Origin of the sequence: Pseudomonas sp. CP4 (assembly GCF_047758505.1) — a bacterium.
Taxonomy (GTDB): domain Bacteria; phylum Pseudomonadota; class Gammaproteobacteria; order Pseudomonadales; family Pseudomonadaceae; genus Aquipseudomonas; species Aquipseudomonas fluorescens_AO.
In genome coordinates this window covers 3,078,233-3,101,504 of the sequence record NZ_CP180489.1, presented here as the reverse complement: position 1 = coordinate 3,101,504, position 23,272 = coordinate 3,078,233, and the positions used below count along the sequence as shown (strand labels likewise).

Below are 23,272 nucleotides of genomic sequence, written 5' to 3'. Positions count from 1 at the left end.
CTACTGCCAAGGCATGAACGGTACGGCTATAGTTTGCGGGCCGACGACGGCCTCATTGCACAAGGTGCTCCCGGAATGACCCGATTGACCTCTCTCAACCCATGGCTGGCGGCCATCGCCGTGACCCTCTGCGTGCAGTTCCCGGCGCAAGCCCAGGAGCGCTTCACCCTGAGCATCCCCGGCGTGTCGGATAACCGCCTGTTCACCTCGGCAGCGGCTAGCGACGCACCCGGCTGCGGCGGCAAAAACCAGTCGCCGGCGCTGAGCTGGAACGCCGGCCCGGCCGGTACCCAGAGCTACGCCATCGTCATGCACGACCCGGATGGCCAGAAGGGTCTGGGCGTCGATCACTGGATTCACTACGGCATCAAACCCACCACCCACCAGATCGCGGCCGGCGTCGGCGCCAAATCCGCCCTCGAAGGCGTCGGCGGCACCAACAGCAAAGGCAACACCCACTACATGGGCCCATGCCCGCCAGTGGGCGACAGCGCGCATCACTACATCATCCAGATCTACGCCCTCGACCTCGCCCCGGACGCCCTGCCTGCCGGCCTGACCCGTGCCGAGCTGATGGAAAAGATCAAAGGCCATGTGCTGCGCAACAGCAGCGCGGTGCGGCGCTATCACCGCTGAGGTTTTCGGCCGCTCACGGGCGGCTGACTGCTCTGATTCCCCAGCCATTTGGCATTGCCCCGCGAAAACGCGCACTATCGAGCCATTGCCAATGCGCTGGAGGACACCGTGGCAGCAAAAATCGACCGCATCGCCCAGCTACTCAACTGCCCGGAAAAGGGCGAACAAATGCGGCGTGCAGTAACCGAGACACGTAAGGAATTTCTGCTGAATCAGCCGGAAGAAGACCTCGTTGAAGACGACGAGGTGTTTGACGAAGCTGAGGAGGAGGGGGATGACGACGATGAATATGACGAGTTTGACTGGACGACGGAGTGACGGCCTTCCAGCGATCTTGTCATCGCCCACAAAAAAGCCCCGGACCATCACAGTCCGGGGCTTTCTCGTTTGATTCATGGTGCACCAGGCGGGATTCGAACCCACGACCCCTGCCTTCGGAGGGCAGTACTCTATCCAGCTGAGCTACTGGTGCAGCGGGCGACATCATACCTAGGTCGGCTCGGGGCGTCCATGCCGGGTTTGGCGGGTTTTGTCAGTGTGCGTGTCGGCGCGAAATCGCTGCATTCCTTAAAGCGGTAACGTCCTGCAAAACCCTCGCTTGGCGCTTTGCCGGGGTTGATCTAAGGTTTTTCCTGCGGCACGGATTTTCGATACGTTGATCTGAAAAGCGCCATTTTTGTTCTTTTTTTCGAACGACCTATTGTCCTTTACCCCCTTTGAACCTACGATCCGTTTGAGATTTCAAACGCTCTTTGGCGGGATGTTGCAGCGCAGGTGCGCCCGGTCGTGCACTGTAGATGCGCCACAATCCGCTCACTGATTTCCCTGACGGCAGCCTTGCGAGGCGCCTTTCTACAATCATAATTTGCTCCGCGCAGGCCGCGGTGCTGTTAAGGAAAGCCGACATGCAGCTTAAAGACACCCAGTTGTTCCGCCAGCAAGCCTTCATCGATGGCGCTTGGGTCGATGCCGACAACGGTCAGACGATCAAGGTCAACAACCCGGCCACTGGCGAAATCCTCGGCACCGTGCCGAAGATGGGCGCCGCTGAAACCCGCCGTGCCATCGAGGCCGCCGACAAGGCGCTGCCGGCCTGGCGTGCACTGACCGCCAAAGAGCGTGCCGGCAAGCTGCGTCGCTGGTTCGAACTGATGATCGAGAACCAGGACGACCTCGCGCGCCTGATGACCCTTGAGCAGGGCAAGCCGCTGGCCGAAGCCAAGGGCGAAATCGTTTACGCCGCATCGTTCATCGAGTGGTTCGCCGAAGAAGCCAAGCGCATCTACGGTGACGTGATTCCGGGTCATCAGCCGGACAAGCGCCTGATCGTGATCAAGCAGCCGATCGGCGTCACCGCCGCGATCACCCCGTGGAACTTCCCGGCGGCAATGATCACCCGTAAAGCCGGCCCAGCGCTGGCTGCCGGTTGCACCATGGTGCTCAAGCCGGCTTCGCAAACTCCTTTCTCCGCTTTCGCCCTGGCCGAACTGGCTCAGCGCGCGGGCATTCCGGCGGGCGTGTTCAGCGTAGTGTCCGGCAGCGCCGGCGACATCGGCAGCGAGCTGACCAGCAACCCGATCGTGCGCAAACTGTCCTTCACCGGCTCGACCGAGATCGGTCGCCAGCTAATGGCCGAATGCGCCAAGGACATCAAGAAAGTCTCGCTGGAACTGGGCGGCAATGCGCCGTTCATCGTGTTCGATGACGCCGACCTGGATAAGGCCGTCGAAGGCGCGATCATCTCCAAGTACCGCAACAACGGCCAGACCTGCGTCTGCGCCAACCGCTTGTACATTCAGGACGCGGTCTACGATGCGTTCGCCGAGAAGCTGAAAGTGGCGGTGGCCAAACTGAAGATCGGCAACGGTCTGGAAGACGGCACCACCACCGGCCCGCTGATCGACGAGAAAGCCGTGGCCAAGGTTCAGGAACACATCGCTGATGCCGTAAGCAAAGGCGCCACCGTACTGGCTGGCGGCAAGGCGATGGAAGGCAACTTCTTCGAGCCGACCATCCTGACCAACGTGCCGAAAAACGCGGCCGTGGCCAAGGAAGAAACCTTCGGTCCGCTGGCGCCGCTGTTCCGCTTCAAAGACGAAGCCGAAGTGATCGCCATGTCCAACGACACCGAATTCGGTCTGGCCTCGTATTTCTATGCACGTGACCTAGGCCGTGTGTTCCGTGTCGCCGAAGCGCTGGAATACGGCATGGTCGGCGTCAACACCGGGCTGATCTCCAACGAAGTCGCGCCGTTCGGCGGCATCAAGGCCTCGGGTCTGGGCCGTGAAGGCTCCAAGTACGGCATCGAGGATTACCTGGAAATCAAATACCTCTGCCTGGGCATCTGAGCCGAGTAAGGGATCGCTGCAAACGCAAAGGGCACGAGAGCGCTGTCCCTTTGCGTGGTTTCAAACAGAAAATTTCTCTGCGGCCGGGAACGCCGTGGCAGTCGATCATCGCATGCTGCCACCGCTGATTCCTCCCGCTTCATCCTTGAACCACGCCGCCCGATGAGCGGCGAATGAGGACTGTAATGAGCAAGACTAACGCTGAACTGATGGCCCGCCGTACCAATGCCGTACCTCGTGGTGTCGGCCAGATTCACCCGATCTTCGCCGAGTCGGCAAAGAACGCCACCGTAACCGACGTTGAAGGTCGTGAGTTCATCGACTTCGCCGGCGGTATCGCTGTACTGAACACCGGCCATGTGCACCCGAAAATCATCGCCGCCGTGACCGAACAGCTGAACAAGCTGACCCACACCTGCTTCCAGGTGCTGGCTTACGAGCCGTACGTTGAGCTGTGCGAAAAAATCAACGCCAAGGTGCCGGGTGATTTCTCCAAGAAAACCCTGCTGGTTACCACCGGTTCCGAAGCCGTGGAAAACGCCGTGAAAATCGCCCGTGCCGCCACTGGCCGCGCCGGCGTGATCGCTTTCACCGGCGCTTACCACGGCCGCACCATGATGACCCTGGGTCTGACCGGTAAAGTCGTGCCGTATTCGGCGGGCATGGGCCTGATGCCAGGCGGCATCTTTCGCGCGCTGTACCCGAACGAACTGCACGGCGTGAGCATCGACGATTCGATCGCTTCCATCGAGCGCATCTTCAAGAACGACGCCGAGCCGAAAGACATCGCTGCGATCATCATCGAGCCGGTGCAGGGCGAAGGTGGTTTCTACGTTGCGCCGAAGGAATTCATGAAGCGTCTGCGCGCGCTGTGCGACCAGCACGGCATCCTCCTGATCGCTGACGAAGTGCAGACCGGCGCTGGCCGCACCGGCACCTTCTTCGCCATGGAACAGATGGGCGTTGCCGCCGACCTGACCACCTTCGCCAAGTCCATCGCTGGCGGCTTCCCGCTGGCCGGCGTGTGCGGCAAGGCCGAATACATGGACGCCATCGCTCCGGGCGGCCTGGGCGGCACCTACGCCGGTAGCCCGATCGCTTGCGCCGCTGCACTGGCAGTGATGGAAGTGTTCGAAGAAGAGCAACTGCTGGACCGCTGCAAGGCTGTCGGCGAGCGACTGGTCACGGGCCTTAAGGCCATTCAGGCCAAGTACCCGGTGATCGGTGAAGTGCGTGCGCTGGGCGCGATGATCGCGGTCGAGCTGTTCGAAAACGGCGACAGCCACAAGCCGAACCCGACTGCCGTGGCTGCCGTGGTGGCCAAGGCGCGTGACAAGGGCCTGATCCTGCTGTCCTGCGGCACTTACGGTAACGTGCTGCGCGTGCTGGTTCCGCTGACGTCGCCGGATGAGCAACTGGACAAAGGCCTGGCGATCATCGAAGAGTGCTTCTCCGAGCTCTGATCCATTGGTGTGACCTGCTCGACAAAAACCCGCTTCGGCGGGTTTTTTTATGCCTGTAGAAACACATCGGACCTGTTTGCGCTGTATCGAATCGCCAGCATTGGCTAAGGTTCAGGCATTGCAAGGAGAGCGCGCATGACTGCCGTTGATTTACCCGCCGTACCTCAAGTGTTGATTGCCGAGGCCGACCCCTGGTCCCGCGACCTGCTCAAACAAGTGCTGCTCAACGTGCGCTGTGACGCGCGGCTGGATCTTTGCGCCGATGGCCAGCAGGCAATGTCGTTGCTTGGCGAGGTGCCTTATGACCTGGCCATCGTTGATTGGGAACTGCCCGGCATCGATGGACTGCATGTGCTGCGCAGCGTGCGTCAGCGCAAACGCAATCCGCCGCTGCCGTTCATTTTGATGAGCAGCCGTAACGACAGCGCCAGCGTGCGCGAAGCGATTCCGCTGGCGCCGACGGCGTACCTGACCAAACCGTTGAACATGGAAGGCCTGACCGAGCGTTTGCAGGGGTTGCTGCTCAACGCTGGCGAAGCAGTGGTTTGCGAAGTGCCAGCGCTGGCACCGGGCATGACCCTGTCGGTGTTCCTTGAGCGGCGTCGTGAGCAGGCCGATGGCGCGCCGCTGATGACTGACGTGCAAGTGGCGGTCAAGCGTAGCCTCAATCCCGAGGGGCTGGATCTGAAGCTGCTGGAACAGGAAGTGCGCACCGATCCGCAGATTACCGCCGTGCTGATCGCGGCTGCCAACAGCGCTGCGCAGCATCACGGAGCGCCCGTGCAGACCCTCGCTCAGGCGCTGCATCGACTCGGCACCGGGCAAAGCATGAACCTGATCCTCGGGCTGGCGCTGAAACGCAGCGCCCGGCTCAGCAATGCGTGCCTGGCAGATTATGCTGAGCGTTATTGGGGGCTGTCACTGCACACGGCGGAATATGCGCGGACGCTGGCGCGCTTGCTCGATCTGGACCAAGAGCGCTGCTACTGCGCGGGCATGTTGCATCGGCTCGGCGATCTGGCGCTGCTGCGCTGCCTGCAGGAATGGCAGCAGGCCGGCGGCGAGCTGGACGAGCTGGAGGAGGTCGGTGAAGCGCTGGCGAAGTTTGGCGCTTCTTATGGCTCGGCGTTGCGCACCCGCTGGCGTCTGCCGCTAGAGTTGCGCGAGTTGATTGCTTCGGTCTATCAGTTGGGCGGCGGCGTGTATTCCCGCGAGGCATTGGTGATGAACATGGCGGCGCAGATGGCGCAGCTGACCGAGCATGAAGGCGTTGAGGAACTGGCGAAGAGCCGGACGGCGCGGTTGCTCAAGATCGGGCTGCCGGAGTTGCTGCGGATGCGCAAATGACAGATCATCACATTCCCATGTGGGAGCGAGCCTGCTCGCGAAGGCGCCAGCGCAGGCAACATTTTTGTTGAAGGTGCAGGCCTCATCGCGGGCAAGCCCGCTCCCACAGAAATTGCGGCAGCCATAAAATACGGATCAGGCCGCAATAATCCGGTTCTTGCCCTGCCGTTTCGCCTCATACATCGCGGCATCCGCGCGGGCGAACAGGCTGTCCAGGCTCTTGTCTTCGTCGGTGAGGTTGGTCAGGCCCTGGCTCACGGTGATGCTGAATGCTTGGCCGTCATGGTTGAAGCGCAGTCGCTGGATCTCCTGCTGCAGGCGCTCCGCCACTTGCACCGCCATTTCCGGTGCACAGCCGGGGAACACCGCGGCGAACTCCTCACCGCCAATTCGTCCGAACAGGTCACCGCGGCGCAATGAGCCGCGGCCGCATTCGGCGATTCGCTGCAGCACGTTGTCGCCCTCGGGGTGGCCGTAGCTGTCGTTAATTACTTTGAAATCGTCGATGTCCAGCAGCAGGAAGGCCAGCGGTGTGCCTTGGCGGCGGGCCTCGGCGAACTCGCGGTGGGCGCATTCGAAGAAGTGACGGCGGTTGCTGCTTTGCGTCAGCACATCGGTGGTGGCCAAGCGTTGCAGCTCGGTTTCCATGTGCTTTTTGTCGGTGATGTCTTCGGCGATGCCGACGATGATCACCGGCTGCCCGGGCTCGTCCTGGCGATTGATAAAGCATTTGTCGCTGAGCCAGCGCACCTGGCCGTCGGCGGCAATGATGCGGTACTCGCGATCTTCCACCGCACCTCGGTGCAGGACTTCGGCCAGGCTTTGTTCGGCGTACTCCAGATCATCGGGGTAAATGCTGTCGCGCCACTGGTTGTAGTCAGCCAGCAGAAGCGCGGCGGAACGGCCAAAGATCCGTTCATAGGCCGGACTGACGTACAACACCTGGCGGGTTTCCCAGTTGAAGGCCCAGAGCACGGCGTTGACGCTGACCAGCAGCGAACTGATCAACTGTTCGCGCTCGCTCAGGCGCGCAACTTCGCCTTGCGCGTGCATCAGCGCCATCAGCGTTTGCGCGGCCTCGGGCCATTGGGTGAAGGATGTGTCTTTCTGGTTGTTGTTGACCATCGGCACAAATCTCAAAGGGCGCGCCGCAATGTCGACGACGGCCACAGGACAACCCGCCGGGATGGCGAAGTGTCATTGAGATAGGGGATTTTCGGCGAAGTTCCCGGCCAGTACCGAGTCCCGCCGGGCGGTGAGCCGTAGGAGCTGCCGAGTGCAACGAGGCTGCGATTTCTTTCAGATCACAGCCTCAGTGCAGGTCAGACCGCCGCAGGACGCAGCGAGTAGGTTTTCAGCTGATCGGCAAAATCACGCAACGACTGGATGCCACTCGCCTCGGCCTCGTGAATCCATTCCTTGATAGCGGCGAGCATGTCGTGGCCATTGGAGCTGGTCTTGACCCAGATCTGCTGCAGCGCCAGGCGCTTTTCGTAAATCACTTTCAGCGCCTGGCTGTGTTCGAGCATGGTTTGAATGCGCAAGTGATGACGGTCTTCCAGCAGGCTGGTTTCCCGAGACAGCAGGCGTTTGGCCCGGTGGAACTGGTGCCGCACCGAATGATCGACCTTGGCCAGCTCTTGTTTGACCAGTGGGCCGATTACCAATTTGCGGTACTGGGCCATGATCTGGAAACGGTTGTTCAGGATCGCCATGGCGGTGTCCATGTCCAGGCTGCCCTTGCCTTCGACGCGGTGGGCAATCGGTGCGACCCGCTGCACCTTGGCCAGACGCAGGAAGCAGAACACTTTGATCCATGCCCAGCCGAGATCGAATTCCCACTTCTTGACCGACAGCTTGGCCGAGTTGGGGTAGGTGTGATGGTTGTTGTGCAGTTCTTCGCCGCCGATCAGGATGCCCCACGGCACCAGATTGGTGGCCGCGTCACGGCATTCGAAGTTGCGGTAGCCGACGGCATGGCCCAGACCGTTGATCACGCCCGCGGCCCACACTGGAATCCACATCATCTGGATGGCCCAGATGGTGATGCCGATGGTGCCGAACAGCAGCAGGTCGATCACGCCCATGATCGCCACGCCCAGCAGCGGATAGCGGCTGTAGACGTTGCGTTCGATCCAGTCTTCCGGGCAGTTCTTGCCGTAGATGCGCAGGGTTTCCGGGTTCTGCGCTTCGCTGCGGTACAGCTCGGCACCGGTGCGCAGCACCGTGGACAGGCCCTTGATGAACGGGCTGTGCGGGTCATCCTCGGTTTCGCATTTGGCGTGGTGTTTGCGGTGGATGGCGGTCCACTCGCGGGTGTTCTGCGCCGTGGTCAGCCACAGCCAGAAACGGAAAAAGTGCTTGAGACCCGCATTCAGCTCGAGCGAGCGGTGGGCCGAGTAACGGTGCAGATAGACCGTGACGGCAACAATCGTCACATGGGTCATCAACAGGGTGACCGCGACCAGTGACCAGGCCGACAAGCCAAGAAAACCTTCGTACCACATAGGCTATAGGGCCCTCGATAAAGATAAAAACAGCCGTTGCATTATCACTAAGCACACAGATAAAACCAGTCGCCCTTTCAGATAAGAAGTCGCTGAATGTTTCTTCACCTATAATTCCAACCTTTTTGTAGGGACATGGACGACCGAATGTCTGCGACTTACCGCGATGCCTTGCGTGCAGCGCTGCTCTACCTGGTACTGGCCGCCCTATGGCTGCAGGTTTCTGATCACTTATTAAGCAAATTCTTCGATGACTCCAGTGCGCTGGCCCACTGGCAACTGATCAACGGTTACCTGCTGGCCGGGGTCAGCGCCGCGCTGATTTTCCTCGCGCGGGCGCGGCTGGGTCGGTTTCTCGGCATCGGTGCCCGCCTGCGCGAGCGCCACACCGACCGTGAGCGTCTGCGTCAGGCGGCCGCTGTGTTCGATTGCACCCGCGAAGGCGTGCTGGTTACCGATCACCGGGGCCTGATCGTTCACGTCAACCGCGCCTTTATCGAGATCACCGGTTATCGGCGCGATGAAGTGATTGGCCAGCAGCCCAGCCTGTTCAAGTCTGGCCATCATCCGCCGGGCTTCTATCAGGCGATGTTCGCCACCCTCGAGGCCGAAGGTGAATGGAGCGGCGAGATCTGGAACCGGCGCAAGACCGGCGAGATTTATCCTCAGTGGCAGACCATCCGGGTGATTCACGATGATTTCGGCCGGCTCAGCCATTACGTGGCGGTGTTCTCCGACATCAGCGCAATCAAAGATTCCGAGTCCGAGCTCAAACACCTGGCGCATCACGATCCGTTGACCGATCTGCCCAATCGCCTGCTGTTCAGCGACCGCGCCGAGCAGGCGCTGGCGTCGGCGCAGACGCACAAGCGTGGCTGCGCGCTGCTGATGCTCGATCTGGATCACTTCAAGCTGATCAACGATAGCCTCGGGCATAACGTCGGCGACCGCTTGCTCAAAGCCGTAGCGACGCGTTTGCAGGCACTGTTCGGCCCCGGCATCACCCTCGCACGGTTGGGCGGCGATGAGTTCGCGGTGCTCGCGGAAAGTTGTCCACAGCCTGCGCAGGCGGCGGCATTGGCGCAACGGATTCTGGATGCGTTGAAAGAGCCGCTGCTGATTGATGGCAATCAACTGTTCATCAACGCCAGCATCGGCATCAGCCTGTTTCCCAGCGATGCCTTGAGTGCCGAGCAGTTGTTGCGCAATGCCGACAGTGCGCTGTTCAAGGCCAAAAGCAGCGGGCGCAATGGCTACGCGCTGTATACCGAAGAGCTGACCGCCCATGCCCAGCAACGGGTCGAAATCGCCTTCGAGCTGCGCCGCGCACTGGAGCAGGACGAGCTGCGCGTTTACTACCAACCGGTGCATGACTTGCACAGCAGCCGTCTGATCGGCGTCGAGGCACTGGTGCGCTGGCAGCATCCGCAGCGCGGGCTGGTGTCGCCGGCGGAATTCATTCCGATTGCCGAGCGCACCGGGCTGATCGCCGACATCGATGCCTGGGTGATGCAGCAGGCGTGCCGGCAGATGTGCCAATGGCAGCAGAGCGGCGTGGTGCTGGCGTTCGTCGCGGTGAATGTTTCGTCGCGGCTGTTTGCCCGGCGCGAGTTGTACCAGCAGGTGGCGCAGGTGCTGCAAGACACCGGGCTGGATCCGGCGTATCTGGAACTGGAAGTCACCGAAAGCGCGGTGATGGACGATCCGGAAGTGGCGCTGGAACAGATGCATCGCTTGCGCGAACTCGGCGTGCGCCTGGCCATCGATGATTTTGGCACCGGCTATTCGTCGCTGCTGCGGCTCAAGCGTCTTCCTGTGCAGAAACTCAAGATCGATCAAGGCTTCGTCGCTGGGTTGCCGTGGGACGAAGATGACGTGGCGATTGTCCGGGTGATCATCGCGCTGGCGCGGAGCATGGGCATGCAGGTGCACGCCGAGGGGATCGAGCAGGTTGAGCAGGCAACATTTCTGTTGGCGCAAGAATGCGATCTGGGGCAGGGCTACTGGTTTGGGCGGCCGGTGTCTGCGGATCGGCTTGATTGGGCGAAAACGCCATGGATTGGCTGAAAAGACCTATCTGGCTATCACCGACCTTGTGGTGAGGGGATTTATCCCCGTTGGGTCGCGTAGCGGCCCCAAGAAATGGGACTGCTACGCAGTCCAACGGGGATAAATCCCCTCGCCACAAGTTCTCTTGACGAGTTCAAATCAGCGCAAACCCCTTGCCCTTCCTCCTATTATTTTCTGGTTATATAAACATTCTTAAATAGTCTTTTTAAGAATATCCGTGCCTCTCTTATATTGCTCCCACGCCGAACGCAGTGCCGCCCACTGCCAGGCAAAACCCCTTCAAAGGAGCAGCACCATGAGCGCATCCCTTCGCAGCGTTGACGGTCAGGACGAAAGCACCATCTTGCGTGAAATCCAGAGCGCCCTGCGCGATCTGCGGTTCGGCGCGGTGGAAATCACTGTGCACAACGCGCAGGTCGTACAGATCGAACGCAAAGAGAAATTCCGTTTGCAGCAACCCGGTAAACAACCGGGCTGAGATCAAAAGATTGCAGCCTTCGGCGGCTCCTACAGGGGGCTGTGTGCAGGAGCTGGCGAAGGCGGCGATCTTTGAAGCGGGACCGATTCCAGCAATACACAAGAAAAAGCCACCACCAGGAATTTCAGGAGCTTTCACCATGTCGTCGATTCGCCGTTACGCTCTGGCCGCGCTGGCCAGCGCCGTGTTTGCCGGTTCCGCTGTTGCCAAGGATTACGAGCTGCTCAACGTGTCGTATGACCCGACGCGCGAGCTGTATCAGGAATACAACGCCGAATTCATCAAGTTCTGGCAGCAGGATCATGCCGGCGACACGGTGAAAATCCAGCAATCCCATGGCGGTTCGGGCAAGCAGGGCCGTGCGGTGATTGACGGTCTGCGTGCTGACGTGGTGACCCTGGCCCTGGCCGGTGACATCGACGAAATCGCCAAGCTCGGCAAGAGCCTGCCGGCCGACTGGCAGAAGCGTCTGCCGGAAGCGAGCACGCCGTACACCTCGACCATTGTCTTTCTGGTGCGCAAGGGCAACCCGAAAGGCATCAAGGACTGGGGCGATCTGGTCAAGAACGACGTTTCGGTGATCACGCCGAACCCGAAAACCTCGGGTGGCGCGCGCTGGAACTTCCTCGCCGCATGGGCCTATGGCCTGAAAGCCAACGGCGGTGACGAAGCCAAGGCCAAGCAATACGTACAAACCCTGTTCAAGCATGTGCCGATCCTCGACACCGGCGCCCGTGGTTCGACCATCACCTTCGTCAACAACGGTCAGGGCGACGTATTGCTGGCCTGGGAAAACGAAGCGTTCCTGGCGCTGAAAGAGGACGGCGGTGCGGACAAGTTCGACATCGTCGTGCCGTCGCTGTCGATCCTCGCCGAACCACCCGTGGCGGTGGTCGACAAGAATGCCGAAAAGAAGGGCAACGCGCAGATCGCCGAAGCCTACCTCAAGCACCTGTACAGCCCGGCCGGCCAGGAAATCGCCGCGAAGAACTTCTATCGTCCACGTGACAAGGACGTAGCGGCCAAGTACGCCCAGCAGTTCCCGAAACTGGAGCTGGTGACCATCGACAAGGACTTCGGCGGCTGGAAATCCGCGCAGCCGAAATTCTTCAACGACGGCGGCGTGTTCGACCAGATTTATCAGGCGCAGTAATCTGACTTCAGCCACACATCTAGCCTGAAGCCAGGCGCGGAAAATGTGGGAGCGAGCCTGCTCGCGAAAGCGCAGTGTCAGACGACCTCGAGTTGATTGATACTCCCTCTTCGCGAGCAAGCTCGCTCCCACATTGATGCGTTCAGCGGAATGCTTTTAACCAGGGACTTTTATGTCGCGTCGTATCTCCCCCGTCATACCCGGCTTCGGGCTGACGCTGGGTTACACCTTGGTGTACCTCAGTCTGATTGTGCTTATCCCGCTGGCGGCGATGTTCGTCCACGCCGCGCAACTCACCTGGGATCAGTTCTGGACGATCATCTCCGCACCGCGGGTGCTGGCGGCGTTGAAGCTGAGCTTCGGTACCGCGCTGTGTGCGGCGATCATCAACGGCATCATCGGCACGTTGCTGGCGTGGGTGCTGGTGCGCTACACCTTCCCCGGGCGCAAGGTGATCGACGCGATGATCGATCTGCCATTTGCCCTGCCCACCGCCGTGGCCGGTATCGCGCTGACGGCGCTGTACACGCCGACCGGGCTGGTCGGCCAGTTCGCCGCCGACCTCGGTTTCAAGATTGCCTACACGCCGCTGGGCATTACCCTCGCGCTGACCTTCGTGACCTTGCCCTTCGTGGTGCGCACGGTGCAGCCGGTGCTGGCCGATATTCCCCGTGAAGTCGAAGAAGCGGCCGCCTGCCTCGGTGCCAAGCCGTTGCAGGTGTTCCGGCACATTCTGCTGCCAGCGCTGCTGCCTGCCTGGCTGACCGGTTTCGCCCTGGCGTTTGCGCGTGGTGTCGGCGAGTACGGTTCGGTGATTTTCATCGCCGGCAACATGCCGATGAAAACCGAAATCCTGCCGCTGCTGATCATGGTCAAACTCGACCAGTACGATTACACCGGCGCCACCTCCATCGGCGTGCTGATGCTGGTGGTTTCCTTCGTCCTGTTGCTGCTGATCAACTTGCTGCAGCGGCGCATCGAAACCCCATAAGGAGGCGCGAACATGTCCCAATCGTCTATTGCGGCCGCGTCCTCGGCCAACGCTGCGCGGCGTGGCAGTGCCACTTCACGCAGAATCCTGATCGGTCTTGGCTGGCTGATCTTTTTCCTGTTTCTGCTGCTGCCGTTGTTCATCGTCGTATCGCAGGGTTTGAAGAATGGCCTCTGTGCGTTCTTCACCGCGATCTTTGAACCGGACGCACTGTCGGCACTGAAACTCACCGTGTTCGCGGTGCTGATCTCGGTGCCGCTGAACCTGGTGTTCGGCGTCAGCGCGGCGTGGTGCGTGAGCAAATACTCGTTTCGTGGCAAGAGCATGCTGGTGACGCTGATCGACCTGCCGTTCTCGGTGTCGCCGGTGATTGCCGGTCTGGTCTACGTGCTGATGTTCGGCGCGCAGGGCCTGTTCGGGCCGTGGTTGCAGGATCACGACATCCAGATCGTCTTCGCCCTGCCGGGCATTGTGCTGGCGACGATTTTCGTCACCGTGCCGTTCGTGGCCCGTGAGCTGATTCCGCTGATGCAGGAACAAGGCACCCAGGAAGAAGAGGCGGCGCGCCTGCTCGGGGCCAATGGCTGGCAGATGTTCTGGCACGTCACCGTGCCCAACATCAAGTGGGGCCTGATTTACGGCGTGGTGCTGTGTACGGCGCGGGCCATGGGTGAATTCGGTGCGGTGTCGGTGGTTTCCGGGCACATTCGCGGGGTGACCAACACCTTGCCGCTGCACGTCGAGATCCTCTACAACGAATACAACCACGTGGCCGCGTTCGCCGTGGCGAGCCTGTTGCTGATCCTGGCGCTCTTCATCCTGCTGCTCAAGCAGTGGAGCGAAAACCGTATCAACCGCCTGCGCGCCAGCGCCGCGGAGGAATAATTCATGTCGATCGAAGTGCGTAACGTCAGCAAGAATTTCAACGCGTTCAAAGCGCTGGACAACATCAGCCTGGACATCCAGAGCGGCGAGCTGGTGGCGCTGCTGGGGCCTTCGGGCTGTGGCAAAACCACTTTGCTGCGGATCATTGCCGGTCTGGAAACCCCGGATCAGGGCAACATCGTCTTCCACGGTGAAGACGTCTCCGGCCACGACGTGCGTGATCGCAACGTCGGTTTCGTGTTTCAGCACTACGCCTTGTTCCGCCATATGACGGTGTTCGACAACGTCGCGTTCGGCCTGCGCATGAAACCGAAAAACCAGCGCCCGAGCGAAAGCCAGATCGCCACCAAGGTTCACGAACTGCTGAATATGGTGCAACTGGACTGGCTGTCGGATCGCTACCCGGAGCAGTTATCCGGTGGCCAGCGTCAGCGTATCGCCCTGGCCCGTGCTTTGGCGGTGGAGCCGAAAGTGCTGCTGCTGGATGAACCGTTCGGCGCCCTCGACGCCAAGGTGCGCAAGGAACTGCGCCGCTGGTTGGCGCGGCTGCACGAAGACATCAACCTGACTTCGGTGTTCGTGACCCACGACCAGGAAGAAGCGATGGAAGTCGCCGACCGCATCGTGGTGATGAACAAAGGCGTGATCGAGCAGATCGGCTCACCGGGCGACGTCTACGAAAACCCGGCCAGCGACTTCGTTTATCACTTCCTCGGCGACTCGAACCGATTGCTGCTCAGCGACGACAATCACGTGCTGTTCCGACCGCATGAGGTGTCGTTGTCCAGGCATGAGCTGGAAGATCACCATGCCGCTGAAGTGCGCGATATCCGCCCGCTGGGCGCGACGACGCGAGTGACGCTGAAGGTGGAAGGGCAAACCGATCTGATCGAAGCGGAAGTGGTCAAGGATCACGACAGCCTGATCGGCCTGGCCAAGGGCGAGACGTTGTTCTTCAAGCCGAAGGTCTGGCAGAAAGTCGCCAATATTTAAAGGCAAAAGCTTCGCGAGCAGGCTCGCTCCCACAGGGAAAACTTATTCCAAATGTGGGAGCGAGCCTGCTCGCGAATGCGATCTATACAGCAGCGCGATTCGGATTGACCCGTACCACCCCCGCCCGCAACTCGATCTCTTGTTTCAATTCCTGCCGCAGCCCGAGCAGAAACGCCAGCTCGGCCACGACAAACAACGGCCCGACTATCAGCCCGCTGATGTCATCGACGAACGCCGGTTTGCGCCCTTCATAGTGATGCCCGACAAACTGGATTACCCAGCCGATCACGAACATCGCCAGGCCGCTGCTCAGCCAGACCATAGTGCTCTGCTGCGCCAGTGCATGCCCGGCCCACACCGACAGCCCCATCAGCACGGTCATCAACACGCCGAGCTTCAACTCCAGACGCAGGTAAAACCAAGCCGAAGCCAGCGCCACCACAACCGCTGGAGATATCCATAACCCGCTCAGCGTCCATTGCGGCCGTGACAGCAGGACAGCCACCGCCACCACGATCAGCGGAATGCCGATGAAGTGGCTGGCGATGTTGCGCGGGTCGCGGTGGTAGGCGGCGTATTGACTGAGGTGGTCGACGAGGCTTTTCATTGTTGTTCCTCCAGTGGGGTTGAATGCATCGTCCCTCGGGATCCGCATTCGTTCTGTCGGGCAGGCGACACTCCAGGAGTGGTTATGCAAATTCGTGCACGGTTGCTCAGCGGTCAGTGGTTCAGCCATCTGCCTGGATCTTTTCAGGATAGCCTGCTGGCATTGGCCCGAGAGCGGCGGCTGACGGCGGGGCAACGGCTGTTCCAGCGCGGCGATGCGCCGTGCGGTCTGTATGCAGTGCTCGATGGCACAGTGCGTATCGGCGCGGTGAGCGAGCAGGGCAAGGAGGCGTTGCTGAGTCTGGTGGAGGCGCCGCACTGGTTCGGCGAAATCTGCCTGTTCGATGGTCAGCCACGCACCCATGACGCCTATGCGGTCGGGCCGTGTACCTTGCTGAATATCCCGCAGGCGACGATGTTCAAATTGCTCGACGAACAGCCGGAGTACTGGCGGCATCTGGCGCTGTTGATGAGCCACAAATTGCGCCTGGCCTTCATCAACCTCGAACAGCTGAGCCTGCTGCCAGCCCCGGCACGTCTGGCGCATCGCTTGCTGATGATCGCCGAAGGCTACGGCGAACTCGACGCACCGCGTCGGGTGCTGCAACTGCCGCAGGAGCAGTTGGCGGCGATGCTGTCGCTGTCGCGGCAGACCACTAATCAGATCCTTAAGGATCTGCAGGGGCAGGGGATTATCGGGTTGGCTTACGGCGAAATCGAAATCCTCGATGCCGCAAGACTGCGTGCCCTGGCCACGATCTGAAAACTGAAACCGATCCAATGTCGGAACTGGCACCTGTGGCGAGGGGATTTATCCCCGCTGGGGCGCGCAGCGGCCCTGAAAAAATGGGACCGCTGCGCAGTCCAACGGGGATAAATCCCCTCGCCACAGAGACCAGTTCCAACAAAGGATCTGTGTTTATCTTACGACCCGCGATAGGTCGAGAAACCGTACGGGCTCAGCAGCAGCGGGATGTGGTAGTGCTGATCAGTCTGCTTGACCTGGAAGATCACCGGAATTTCCGGGAAGAACGTCTCATGCTTGATCTTCTGGTAATACTCGCCGGTCTTGAACACCACGCGGTATTCACCGGCTTCGAATGGCTGTTTGGCCGGGAACAGTTCGGCGATCCGCCCTTGCTCGTTAGTGGTGCCTTGAGCCAGTGGCTGCCAGTTTTCGCCGACGTGTTTTTCCAGGGTGACGTTGATGCCCGGTGACGGCAGGCCGTTTTCCAGATTGAGCACGTGCACGCTCAGCGGATTGCCGGCGGCCAGCGCCAGGCTGGAAACAGCGCTCAGGCCGAGCGCGGCGAGGGTCATGCGCAGGGTGGTCATGGTGGATCTCCTTAGTGGGAACGGGTGATGGTCAGGCCGGCCTTGTCGGCGGCGGCGCGGGCGCAGTTTTCGTCTTGCTCACCGCCGCCGGAACCGGCCACGCCCATGGCGCCGACCAGTTCGCTGCCGGCGAACAGCGGAATGCCGCCGCCGAGCAAGAGCAATTCATTGAGGGTGTTGAGGTTGGCGGTTTCCGGGTTGCTGCGGGCGCGCTCGGCGAACAGCCGCGTCGGCGTCTTGGTCGACAGCGCGGTGTAGGCCTTGCGCTGGCTGGCGGCGGTGTTGTGCGGGCCAACGCCGTCACCACGCAGCGTCACCAGCAGGTTGCCGCCACGGTCGAGTACCGACACCGTGCCGGTGCAGCTGCTCATCGCCTTGTCCGCCAGCCAGCGTGCGGTTTTCAGGTCGAGATCGGCGTGGCGCGGCAGTTCTGGCGTGGCGCTGGCAACGCCGCTGAGGCCGAGGATCAGGCTGGCGACAAGGTATTTGACGGTCATGTGCAGGCTCCGATTGAGAAGGTCTGCACCTTAACCGGCGCACTTCGTCAGAACCCCGTCAGGCGGATTACAAGTTTGTAATGGGCAACGGCGCCGAACACGCCTAGCCTGTGTGCCTGATCAATCGAGGTGTGCCATGCGTTTGCTGGTCGTAGAAGATGAAGCCAAAACCGCCAATTTCCTCGCCAAGGGCCTGGGCGAGTCGGGTTTCGCCGTGGATGTGGCGCTCAATGGCCTCGACGGCCGCTATTTTATCGAGCAGCAGGAATACGACCTGATCATCCTCGACGTGATGCTCCCGGGTCTGAACGGCTGGCAATTGTTGCAACTGATCCGCCAGCGCGGCGCCACACCGGTGCTGTTTCTCACCGCCAAGGACGCCATCGAAGACCGCGTGCGTGGTCTTGAGCTGGGCGCCGACGACTACCTGCTCAAACCCTTCGCCTTCGCCGAGTTGCTCGCGCGCGTGCGCACGCTGCTGCGACGTGGGCCGATGCGCGAAGCCGAGTCGTACACCATCGCCGATCTGGAAATCGACGTGCTGCGCCGCCGGGTCAGTCGCGGCGGCCAGCGCATTGCCCTGACCAACAAAGAGTTCGCCCTGTTGCAGTTGCTCGCCAGCCGCCAGGGCGAAGTGCTCTCGCGCACGCTGATCGCTTCGCAGGTGTGGAACCTGAATTTCGACAGCGACACCAACATGGTCGAAGTCGCCGTGCGTCGCCTGCGCGCCAAGGTCGACGACCCGTACATGCCGAAACTTATCCACACCGTGCGCGGCGTCGGTTATCAACTGGAAGCGCCGGACGATGTGGAGTAAGTCGATCGCCTGGCGATTGGCGCTGGCCTTCGCCATGGTCTGCGCGCTGGTGCTGAGCGCAATCGGCGTGTTTCTCTACCGCTCGCTGGCCTCGGAACTGGCCTTTCGGGACGACATGGCCCTGCTCGGGCGCCTAGAACAAGTGCGCGCCTTGCTCGCCGACAGCGACAGCCTCGACGCCCTGCAGGCACGGCCCCGGTTGTATCAGAACATGCTCGGCAATCTCGACAGTCTGTTGCTGGTGCGCCGGGCCGACGGCTCCAGCGTGATCGCGATCAACCCGCGCCAACGTGAATTGCCGGCGCTCAATGCATTAGCGCGAGAGCAAATGCCGCAGCGCCGTGACGTGCTCAGCTGGCAGGCCAGTGACGGCGCCGAGCTGGCCCTGCTGTCCGGCCAGGCGCAGGGTCCCAACGGTGAAACCCTGACGGTGATCGCCGGCAAAGTGCTCAGCGAGCGCGAGCAGATGCTCGGCAGTTATCGCCTGCGTCTGTATCTGTCCGTCGGCCTCGGCGCGTTGCTCGCGTTTGCGCTGGGCCTGTTGTTGCTGCGTCGGGGACTGCAACCTTTGCGTCAGTTGAGCGAAGCGGTGCGCAGCATCGATCTGCGCAGCCTCGATCGACGCCTGCCCATCGAGGGCACGCCGAGCGAACTGCGCGAGCCGGTGCACGCGCTCAACACCATGCTCGCGCGGCTGGACGACAGCGTGCAGCGCCTGTCGCAATTCTCCGCCGACCTCGCCCACGAAATCCGCACGCCGCTGCACACCTTGCTCGCCAGCAACGGCCAGGCCCTGAACCACCCGCGCAGCACGGCCGACTATCAGGAAGTGCTGGCCTCGAACATGGAAGAGTTCGAACGGCTCAAGCGCATGGCCGAGAACCTGATGTTCCTCGCCCGCGCCGAACAGGCCGAACGCGCGCTCAATCTGCACACACTGGATTTGCGCAACGTCGGCGACGAACTCTGCGATTACTTCGAAGCCCTGGCCGATGACCGCGGCCTTCGACTTGAAAACCGCATGCACGGCGAGTTGCTCGCCGACCAGCAACTGCTGCAACGCGCCCTCGGCAACCTGTTGGCCAACGCCGTACGCCATGCTGACCCCGGCACCCTGATCAGCCTGCAACGCCGCGATGAACCGGATATGTGCTGGCTGCAAGTGCACAACCACGGCCCGCTCATCGCGCCTGAGCATCTGGGCAGACTGTTCGACCGTTTCTACCGCGTCGATCCTTCACGTGCGGAGCCGGGAGATTCGGGTGGGCTGGGGTTGGCGATCGTGCAGTCGATCATGCAGTTGCACGGCGGGCAGGTGCGGGTGAGTAGTGATGTGGCGGGGACGGTGTTTGAGTTGGGGTTTGTGATGCGGTGCTAAGGCGTTAGCGATGATTGGCCATCTACGCTAAGCTTCGCGAATTGCATCATTTAAGATGCATTATTTCGGTTAAAGCATCGTTTGCATCGTAAGCAATGCATCAGAGGCGGTTATGGAAAAGATTGGCGCATTGATCAGAAGCTTGCGCAAGGCTCAAAAAATGTCGCAACAGGCTTTGGCACAGCAGTACGGCATGAGCCGTGCAACAATCTCGGGGATTGAAAACAACACAATCTCGGAAATCGGTTTGCGCAAAGTCGAAGCGATTCTTAACGGATTCGGCTACGAATTGGCCGCAATCCCCCGCGCCTCTCGACGTCCGACACTCGACACGCTGCGCAAGGTGAACTTCCATGACTGAGGCATTGGACCGCTTGCAGGTCTGCGTCGGCGGCCATGAGGTTGGAAGATTGGGGCGCGGGCACGCAGGTGTCGACAGCGTGTTCAGCTATCGGAACGATGCGATTGATGAAAATGCCGTTTCGCTGACCATGCCCACACGCCTGGAAAGTTATGGTTGTGAACGCGGCATCCATCCGATATTCGAGATGAACCTGCCTGAGGGTGCGTTGCGCGATGAGTTGATGCGGCGGTTCAGCAAAGCCGTGCGCGGCTTCGATGACTTCGCTTTGCTGGGCATCGTCGGCCCGCATCAACTCGGGCGTCTTTCGATCGCGAGCGCATCGACAACTGATCGTCCACCTGAAACCTCGCTCGCTGAGTTATTGGTTCATGACGGTGCGCAAGGATTGTTCGAGGATCTTTTGCAGACCTACGGGCAGTATTCCGGGGTTTCAGGCGTGCAGCCCAAAGTGTTGGTGCGTGACAGTTCCGCTGCAATAGACCGACTGACGCATCGAGGCTCGACTCATCTGGTCAAAGCCTTCCGTGCCGAAGAGTATCCCGAGCTGGCAACCAACGAATATTTCTGCATGCGCGCTGCGCAACTTTGTGGCCTCGACGTGCCGCATTTCGAACTCAGCGAGCATGGCAAATTTCTCGTCATCGAGCGTTTTGACTTGAGCGAGACCGGATACCTCGGTTTCGAAGACTTTTGCGTGCTCAACGGCTGGCCGTCGAAGGCCAAATACGATGGTTCTTACGAAGGAGTCGCACGGCAGATCAAGGCGTTTGTTTCGCCCTCGTTGCTTAAGGATGCATTGGAAGCTTTCTTCAAGATTGTCGCCTTATCAGCGGTATTGAAAAACGGCGATGCTCATTTGAAAAATTTTGGCGTGCTGTATGACGATTGTGGCGAACACTCATTGGTCAGGCTGGCTCCGGCGTACGACATCATCACCACGTCGGTGTACATCAAGAGCGATAGCATGGCACTGCTGTTGGGCGGTTCGAAGGCGTGGCCCAAGCATAAAATGCTAACGAAGTTTGGCCGTACGGCCTGCAATCTGAGTGAAGCGCGTTGCAACCAGTTGCTGCAAATGGTCGCGCACGGTGTACGGGAAGCGATGGATGAAATGGCGGAGTACAGCGCCAATCATCCTGCCTTCGCTGAGGTGGGCGCTGCGATGATCGAACAATGGTCTGCGGGTCTGGCGCGCAGCCTGCTCACCAGTTGAAACTCAACGCAACCCATCGCGAAACTGCCCCGGCGTCATTCCCGTCCAGCGCTTGAACGCGCGGCTGAAGCTGCTGGTGTCGGCGAAGCCCAGCAGATAACTCACCTCGCTCAACGAACACTGCGGGTCACGCAGGTGCAACAGCGCGAGATTTTCACGGCTTTCGTTGAGCAGCGTGTCGAAACGGCAACCTTCATCCGCCAGATGCCGTTGCAGGCTGCGCAGGCTCAGGTGCAAGGCCTGGGCAATGCGTTCGGCGCTGGGTTCGCCTTCGGGCAATTGTTCTTCAATGGCATCGCGCACCTTGCGCTCCCAGGTCAGCGGCTTGAGCTGGGCGAGGGTGCGTTTGAGTACGGCTTCGTTGTGTTCGGCCAGTTCCGGGTTGGCGTCATCGAGGTGGCTGTCGAAGTCGCTGAGGGCGAATTCCAGGCGGTCTTCGGTGGCGCAAAAATGCACCGGCGCGCGGAAGACTTTGTGCCATTGCTGGGCATCGCTCGGTTCGGGGCGGCGCAAGTACACCGCCAATGGTGCGTAGTCACGGCCGAGGCGATTGCGGCAGGTGCGCACGTAGATCGCCGCGAAGGCGTCGATGGCTTCGACGGCCGGCGCCGGGTTGCCGGGCGGAATTTTCAGGCGGAATTGATAGCGGTCTTCGCTGCGGCTCAGCTCCAGTTCCAGCGCATCGCTGACCACCGGGTGATAGCGCACGATGCGCTCGAACACCTCGCGCAAGCTGCCGCTCGCCACCAGTGCATAACCGAGCGCGTGGAACGTGGTCGGGCTGACGAAGCGCGACACGCGCAAGCCCAGCGCCGGGTCGCCGCTGGCTTCAACGGCGAGCGCCCACAGGCGCGTGGTACCGGACAGCGGATAGCGTGCGTTGGGGTCGTCCATCAGCGCTGGGTCGAGCCCGGCCTGTTGGCACAAGGCAAGGCTGTCCAGCCCGAGCGCATCGAGTTGTTTGCGCAAGGCGCGGGTCCAGCTGGCGAGGGAGGTCGGTTCCTTCATGCGGATTGGCGCGTCCGGTCAACAGGTTGGCGTTCTTGGCTAGCGCGGATCGAACCCCGGCAAGGCACGATGCATTCATCTTAGACCCGAGGATGGAAGCATGGACGGTACTTCTGCAAGCCCTGAACGACTGAATGCGGCGCAGCGTTCGGCATATATTCGCCAGGTGGTGCTGGCAAAAGGAGGGGAATTGCGTGAGCGCTACCCGATTCTTCGGCACCAGGATGCCCTCGGTGCGGGGATTCTGGCGTTTGCGCTGGCCGGGATGATCGGTACGGCGGCGCTTTACATCACTGGCCATATGGCTTGGTGGGTGTGCCTGCTGCTCAATGCTTTTTTCGCCTCGCTGACCCATGAGCTGGAACATGACTTGATCCACAGCATGTACTTCCGCAAACAACGCGTGCCGCACAACCTGATGATGGGCCTGGTCTGGCTGGCGCGGCCGAGCACGATCAATCCGTGGATCCGTCGTCATCTGCACCTCAACCATCACAAGGTGTCCGGCACTGAAGCCGACATGGAAGAGCGCGCAATCACCAACGGCGAGCCGTGGGGGTTTGCCCGTCTGCTGATGGTTGGCGATAACGTCATGTCGGCGTTTATCCGCCTGCTCCGCGCCAAGACCTGGGCACACAAGTGGAGCATCGGCAAACGCGTGCTCAAGGTCTACGCACCGCTGGCGCTGCTGCATTGGGGCGCATGGTATGTGTTTCTCGGCTTTCACGCGGCCAATGGCATCGCGCATTTGCTCGGCTCGCCCATCGAGTGGTCGGCCACCACGCTTTCGGTGATGCAGGTGATCGATATCGCCGCCGTGGTGATCATCGGCCCGAATGTGTTGCGCACTTTTTGCCTGCACTTCATCAGCTCGAACATGCATTACTACGGCGACGTCGAACCGGGCAATGTGCTGCAGCAATGCCAGGTGCTGAACCCGTGGTGGCTGTGGCCGTTGCAAGCGTTCTGCTTCAACTTCGGCAGCAGTCACGGGATTCATCACTTCGTGGTCAAGGAGCCGTTTTACATTCGTCAGATGACCGTGCCGGTGGCGCACAAGGTGATGCGCGAGATGGGCGTGCGCTTTAATGATTTCGGCACGTTTGGCCGGGCGAACCGGTTTGTGCGTCCGGCTGGAATGGTGCATGAAGAGGTGAGTTCAGCCCGGGCTTGATGGGTTGTG

At 60.8% G+C, this 23,272-nt stretch carries 23 protein-coding genes and 1 tRNA gene; 17 read left to right on the top strand and 7 right to left on the bottom strand.

The genetic code is table 11. From position 1 onward, the window contains the following. The first annotated feature begins 75 nt into the window (after positions 1-75). A complete protein-coding gene (locus ACMYUN_RS13845; RefSeq protein WP_016772253.1) occupies positions 76-636 on the top strand; it encodes a YbhB/YbcL family Raf kinase inhibitor-like protein in 561 nt (186 codons plus the stop codon). Between the two features lie 48 nt (positions 637-684). Next, positions 685-954, top strand: coding sequence for a hypothetical protein (locus tag ACMYUN_RS13840; RefSeq protein WP_080769327.1), 270 nt, complete (start codon positions 685-687; stop codon positions 952-954). A gap of 77 nt (positions 955-1,031) precedes the next feature. On the opposite strand, the gene ACMYUN_RS13835 is transcribed toward ACMYUN_RS13840, so the two are convergent. Next, positions 1,032-1,108, bottom strand: a tRNA-Arg gene (locus ACMYUN_RS13835). Positions 1,109-1,541: 433 nt separating this feature from the next. Here ACMYUN_RS13835 and gabD point away from each other — a divergent pair. The 3 genes from gabD (at position 1,542) to ACMYUN_RS13820 (ending at position 5,794) form a co-directional block, all read left to right on the top strand. Beyond that, positions 1,542-2,984, top strand: coding sequence for an NADP-dependent succinate-semialdehyde dehydrogenase (gabD, locus tag ACMYUN_RS13830; protein WP_024011131.1), 1,443 nt, complete (start codon positions 1,542-1,544; stop codon positions 2,982-2,984). A 185-nt stretch (positions 2,985-3,169) separates the two neighbouring features. After that, the gene (gabT, locus tag ACMYUN_RS13825) at positions 3,170-4,447 is read left to right on the top strand and encodes a 4-aminobutyrate--2-oxoglutarate transaminase (protein ID WP_415760895.1); all 1,278 of its coding nucleotides are present in this window, start codon (positions 3,170-3,172) and stop codon (positions 4,445-4,447) included. Positions 4,448-4,582: 135 nt separating this feature from the next. Then, complete coding sequence (locus tag ACMYUN_RS13820) at positions 4,583-5,794, top strand: HDOD domain-containing protein (RefSeq protein WP_415760894.1); 1,212 nt, start codon at positions 4,583-4,585, stop codon at positions 5,792-5,794. A gap of 135 nt (positions 5,795-5,929) precedes the next feature. Here ACMYUN_RS13820 and ACMYUN_RS13815 read toward each other — a convergent pair whose 3' ends face one another. Together ACMYUN_RS13815 and desA are read right to left on the bottom strand one after the other, a co-directional pair. Beyond that, entirely contained in the window at positions 5,930-6,919 is a 990-nt protein-coding gene (locus tag ACMYUN_RS13815) for a GGDEF domain-containing protein (protein ID WP_122508376.1), read from the bottom strand. A 197-nt stretch (positions 6,920-7,116) separates the two neighbouring features. Then, positions 7,117-8,301, bottom strand: a complete 1,185-nt coding sequence (gene desA / locus ACMYUN_RS13810; RefSeq protein WP_415760893.1) for a delta-9 fatty acid desaturase DesA — start codon at positions 8,299-8,301, stop codon at positions 7,117-7,119. 147 nt (positions 8,302-8,448) lie between these two features. On the opposite strand from desA, the gene dibA reads away from it, so the two are divergent. From dibA to ACMYUN_RS13780, 6 genes are all read left to right on the top strand, one after another. Beyond that, a complete protein-coding gene (dibA, locus tag ACMYUN_RS13805) occupies positions 8,449-10,368 on the top strand; it encodes a phosphodiesterase DibA (RefSeq protein ID WP_415760892.1) in 1,920 nt (639 codons plus the stop codon). A gap of 298 nt (positions 10,369-10,666) precedes the next feature. Then, positions 10,667-10,849 carry a sulfur starvation response protein OscA gene (gene oscA / locus ACMYUN_RS13800; RefSeq protein ID WP_007917682.1) on the top strand — a complete coding sequence of 61 codons (183 nt, stop codon included), beginning with the start codon at positions 10,667-10,669 and terminating at the stop codon, positions 10,847-10,849. A gap of 139 nt (positions 10,850-10,988) precedes the next feature. Beyond that, positions 10,989-12,002 (top strand): sulfate ABC transporter substrate-binding protein, encoded by a 1,014-nt coding sequence (locus tag ACMYUN_RS13795; protein WP_039756333.1) that lies wholly within the window; start codon positions 10,989-10,991, stop codon positions 12,000-12,002. Positions 12,003-12,174: 172 nt separating this feature from the next. Beyond that, positions 12,175-12,993, top strand: coding sequence for a sulfate ABC transporter permease subunit CysT (gene cysT / locus ACMYUN_RS13790; protein WP_007952818.1), 819 nt, complete (start codon positions 12,175-12,177; stop codon positions 12,991-12,993). A gap of 12 nt (positions 12,994-13,005) precedes the next feature. Further along, positions 13,006-13,878 (top strand): sulfate ABC transporter permease subunit CysW, encoded by an 873-nt coding sequence (gene cysW / locus ACMYUN_RS13785; protein WP_415760891.1) that lies wholly within the window; start codon positions 13,006-13,008, stop codon positions 13,876-13,878. Between the two features lie 3 nt (positions 13,879-13,881). Next, on the top strand, positions 13,882-14,871 hold the full coding sequence (locus ACMYUN_RS13780) for a sulfate/molybdate ABC transporter ATP-binding protein (RefSeq protein WP_415760890.1): 990 nt from the start codon (positions 13,882-13,884) through the stop codon (positions 14,869-14,871). A gap of 82 nt (positions 14,872-14,953) precedes the next feature. Here ACMYUN_RS13780 and ACMYUN_RS13775 read toward each other — a convergent pair whose 3' ends face one another. Then, positions 14,954-15,478, bottom strand: a complete 525-nt coding sequence (locus ACMYUN_RS13775; RefSeq protein ID WP_415760889.1) for a DUF962 domain-containing protein — start codon at positions 15,476-15,478, stop codon at positions 14,954-14,956. Between the two features lie 84 nt (positions 15,479-15,562). Here ACMYUN_RS13775 and ACMYUN_RS13770 point away from each other — a divergent pair, with 84 nt between their 5' ends. After that, positions 15,563-16,240: a Crp/Fnr family transcriptional regulator gene (locus ACMYUN_RS13770; RefSeq protein ID WP_415760888.1), complete on the top strand. Its 678-nt coding sequence runs from the start codon at positions 15,563-15,565 to the stop codon at positions 16,238-16,240. Between the two features lie 161 nt (positions 16,241-16,401). Here the strand turns inward: ACMYUN_RS13770 and uraH are convergent, their stop codons facing one another. Together uraH and ACMYUN_RS13760 are read right to left on the bottom strand one after the other, a co-directional pair. Next, positions 16,402-16,812 (bottom strand): hydroxyisourate hydrolase, encoded by a 411-nt coding sequence (uraH, locus tag ACMYUN_RS13765; RefSeq protein WP_042610175.1) that lies wholly within the window; start codon positions 16,810-16,812, stop codon positions 16,402-16,404. A gap of 11 nt (positions 16,813-16,823) precedes the next feature. Continuing rightward, positions 16,824-17,309, bottom strand: a complete 486-nt coding sequence (locus ACMYUN_RS13760; RefSeq protein ID WP_415760887.1) for a GlcG/HbpS family heme-binding protein — start codon at positions 17,307-17,309, stop codon at positions 16,824-16,826. 136 nt (positions 17,310-17,445) lie between these two features. On the opposite strand from ACMYUN_RS13760, the gene ACMYUN_RS13755 reads away from it, so the two are divergent. The 4 genes from ACMYUN_RS13755 to ACMYUN_RS13740 all read left to right on the top strand — a co-directional run bounded on the left by ACMYUN_RS13755 (position 17,446) and on the right by ACMYUN_RS13740 (position 21,081). After that, positions 17,446-18,126 carry a heavy metal response regulator transcription factor gene (locus ACMYUN_RS13755; RefSeq protein WP_039756344.1) on the top strand — a complete coding sequence of 227 codons (681 nt, stop codon included), beginning with the start codon at positions 17,446-17,448 and terminating at the stop codon, positions 18,124-18,126. After that, positions 18,116-19,504, top strand: a complete 1,389-nt coding sequence (locus tag ACMYUN_RS13750) for a heavy metal sensor histidine kinase (RefSeq protein WP_415760886.1) — start codon at positions 18,116-18,118, stop codon at positions 19,502-19,504. The genes ACMYUN_RS13755 and ACMYUN_RS13750 overlap by 11 nt, the downstream gene beginning before the upstream one ends. A gap of 112 nt (positions 19,505-19,616) precedes the next feature. Further along, a complete protein-coding gene (locus ACMYUN_RS13745; RefSeq protein ID WP_039756347.1) occupies positions 19,617-19,865 on the top strand; it encodes a helix-turn-helix domain-containing protein in 249 nt (82 codons plus the stop codon). Further along, positions 19,858-21,081 (top strand): type II toxin-antitoxin system HipA family toxin, encoded by a 1,224-nt coding sequence (locus ACMYUN_RS13740; RefSeq protein ID WP_039756349.1) that lies wholly within the window; start codon positions 19,858-19,860, stop codon positions 21,079-21,081. Before ACMYUN_RS13745 ends, ACMYUN_RS13740 begins: the two co-directional genes overlap by 8 nt. A gap of 3 nt (positions 21,082-21,084) precedes the next feature. Here ACMYUN_RS13740 and ACMYUN_RS13735 read toward each other — a convergent pair whose 3' ends face one another. Next, complete coding sequence (locus tag ACMYUN_RS13735; protein WP_400554714.1) at positions 21,085-22,089, bottom strand: AraC family transcriptional regulator; 1,005 nt, start codon at positions 22,087-22,089, stop codon at positions 21,085-21,087. 100 nt (positions 22,090-22,189) lie between these two features. On the opposite strand from ACMYUN_RS13735, the gene ACMYUN_RS13730 reads away from it, so the two are divergent. After that, positions 22,190-23,263 (top strand): fatty acid desaturase, encoded by a 1,074-nt coding sequence (locus ACMYUN_RS13730; RefSeq protein WP_415760885.1) that lies wholly within the window; start codon positions 22,190-22,192, stop codon positions 23,261-23,263. The last annotated feature ends 9 nt before the right edge of the window (positions 23,264-23,272 follow it).

Excerpts from the sequence above, each read along its gene's own strand:
- ACMYUN_RS13845 (WP_016772253.1), top strand. The coding sequence starts at position 76 with ATGACCCGATTGACCTCTCTCAACCCATGGCTGGCGGCCATCGCCGTG.
- gabD (WP_024011131.1), top strand. The coding sequence starts at position 1,542 with ATGCAGCTTAAAGACACCCAGTTGTTCCGCCAGCAAGCCTTCATCGAT.
- gabT (WP_415760895.1), top strand. The coding sequence starts at position 3,170 with ATGAGCAAGACTAACGCTGAACTGATGGCCCGCCGTACCAATGCCGTA.
- ACMYUN_RS13820 (WP_415760894.1), top strand. The coding sequence starts at position 4,583 with ATGACTGCCGTTGATTTACCCGCCGTACCTCAAGTGTTGATTGCCGAG.
- ACMYUN_RS13815 (WP_122508376.1), bottom strand. The coding sequence starts at position 6,919 with ATGGTCAACAACAACCAGAAAGACACATCCTTCACCCAATGGCCCGAG.
- desA (WP_415760893.1), bottom strand. The coding sequence starts at position 8,301 with ATGTGGTACGAAGGTTTTCTTGGCTTGTCGGCCTGGTCACTGGTCGCG.
- dibA (WP_415760892.1), top strand. The coding sequence starts at position 8,449 with ATGTCTGCGACTTACCGCGATGCCTTGCGTGCAGCGCTGCTCTACCTG.
- oscA (WP_007917682.1), top strand. The coding sequence starts at position 10,667 with ATGAGCGCATCCCTTCGCAGCGTTGACGGTCAGGACGAAAGCACCATC.
- ACMYUN_RS13795 (WP_039756333.1), top strand. The coding sequence starts at position 10,989 with ATGTCGTCGATTCGCCGTTACGCTCTGGCCGCGCTGGCCAGCGCCGTG.
- cysT (WP_007952818.1), top strand. The coding sequence starts at position 12,175 with ATGTCGCGTCGTATCTCCCCCGTCATACCCGGCTTCGGGCTGACGCTG.
- cysW (WP_415760891.1), top strand. The coding sequence starts at position 13,006 with ATGTCCCAATCGTCTATTGCGGCCGCGTCCTCGGCCAACGCTGCGCGG.
- ACMYUN_RS13780 (WP_415760890.1), top strand. The coding sequence starts at position 13,882 with ATGTCGATCGAAGTGCGTAACGTCAGCAAGAATTTCAACGCGTTCAAA.
- ACMYUN_RS13775 (WP_415760889.1), bottom strand. The coding sequence starts at position 15,478 with ATGAAAAGCCTCGTCGACCACCTCAGTCAATACGCCGCCTACCACCGC.
- ACMYUN_RS13770 (WP_415760888.1), top strand. The coding sequence starts at position 15,563 with ATGCAAATTCGTGCACGGTTGCTCAGCGGTCAGTGGTTCAGCCATCTG.
- uraH (WP_042610175.1), bottom strand. The coding sequence starts at position 16,812 with ATGACCACCCTGCGCATGACCCTCGCCGCGCTCGGCCTGAGCGCTGTT.
- ACMYUN_RS13760 (WP_415760887.1), bottom strand. The coding sequence starts at position 17,309 with ATGACCGTCAAATACCTTGTCGCCAGCCTGATCCTCGGCCTCAGCGGC.
- ACMYUN_RS13755 (WP_039756344.1), top strand. The coding sequence starts at position 17,446 with ATGCGTTTGCTGGTCGTAGAAGATGAAGCCAAAACCGCCAATTTCCTC.
- ACMYUN_RS13750 (WP_415760886.1), top strand. The coding sequence starts at position 18,116 with ATGTGGAGTAAGTCGATCGCCTGGCGATTGGCGCTGGCCTTCGCCATG.
- ACMYUN_RS13745 (WP_039756347.1), top strand. The coding sequence starts at position 19,617 with ATGGAAAAGATTGGCGCATTGATCAGAAGCTTGCGCAAGGCTCAAAAA.
- ACMYUN_RS13740 (WP_039756349.1), top strand. The coding sequence starts at position 19,858 with ATGACTGAGGCATTGGACCGCTTGCAGGTCTGCGTCGGCGGCCATGAG.
- ACMYUN_RS13735 (WP_400554714.1), bottom strand. The coding sequence starts at position 22,089 with ATGAAGGAACCGACCTCCCTCGCCAGCTGGACCCGCGCCTTGCGCAAA.
- ACMYUN_RS13730 (WP_415760885.1), top strand. The coding sequence starts at position 22,190 with ATGGACGGTACTTCTGCAAGCCCTGAACGACTGAATGCGGCGCAGCGT.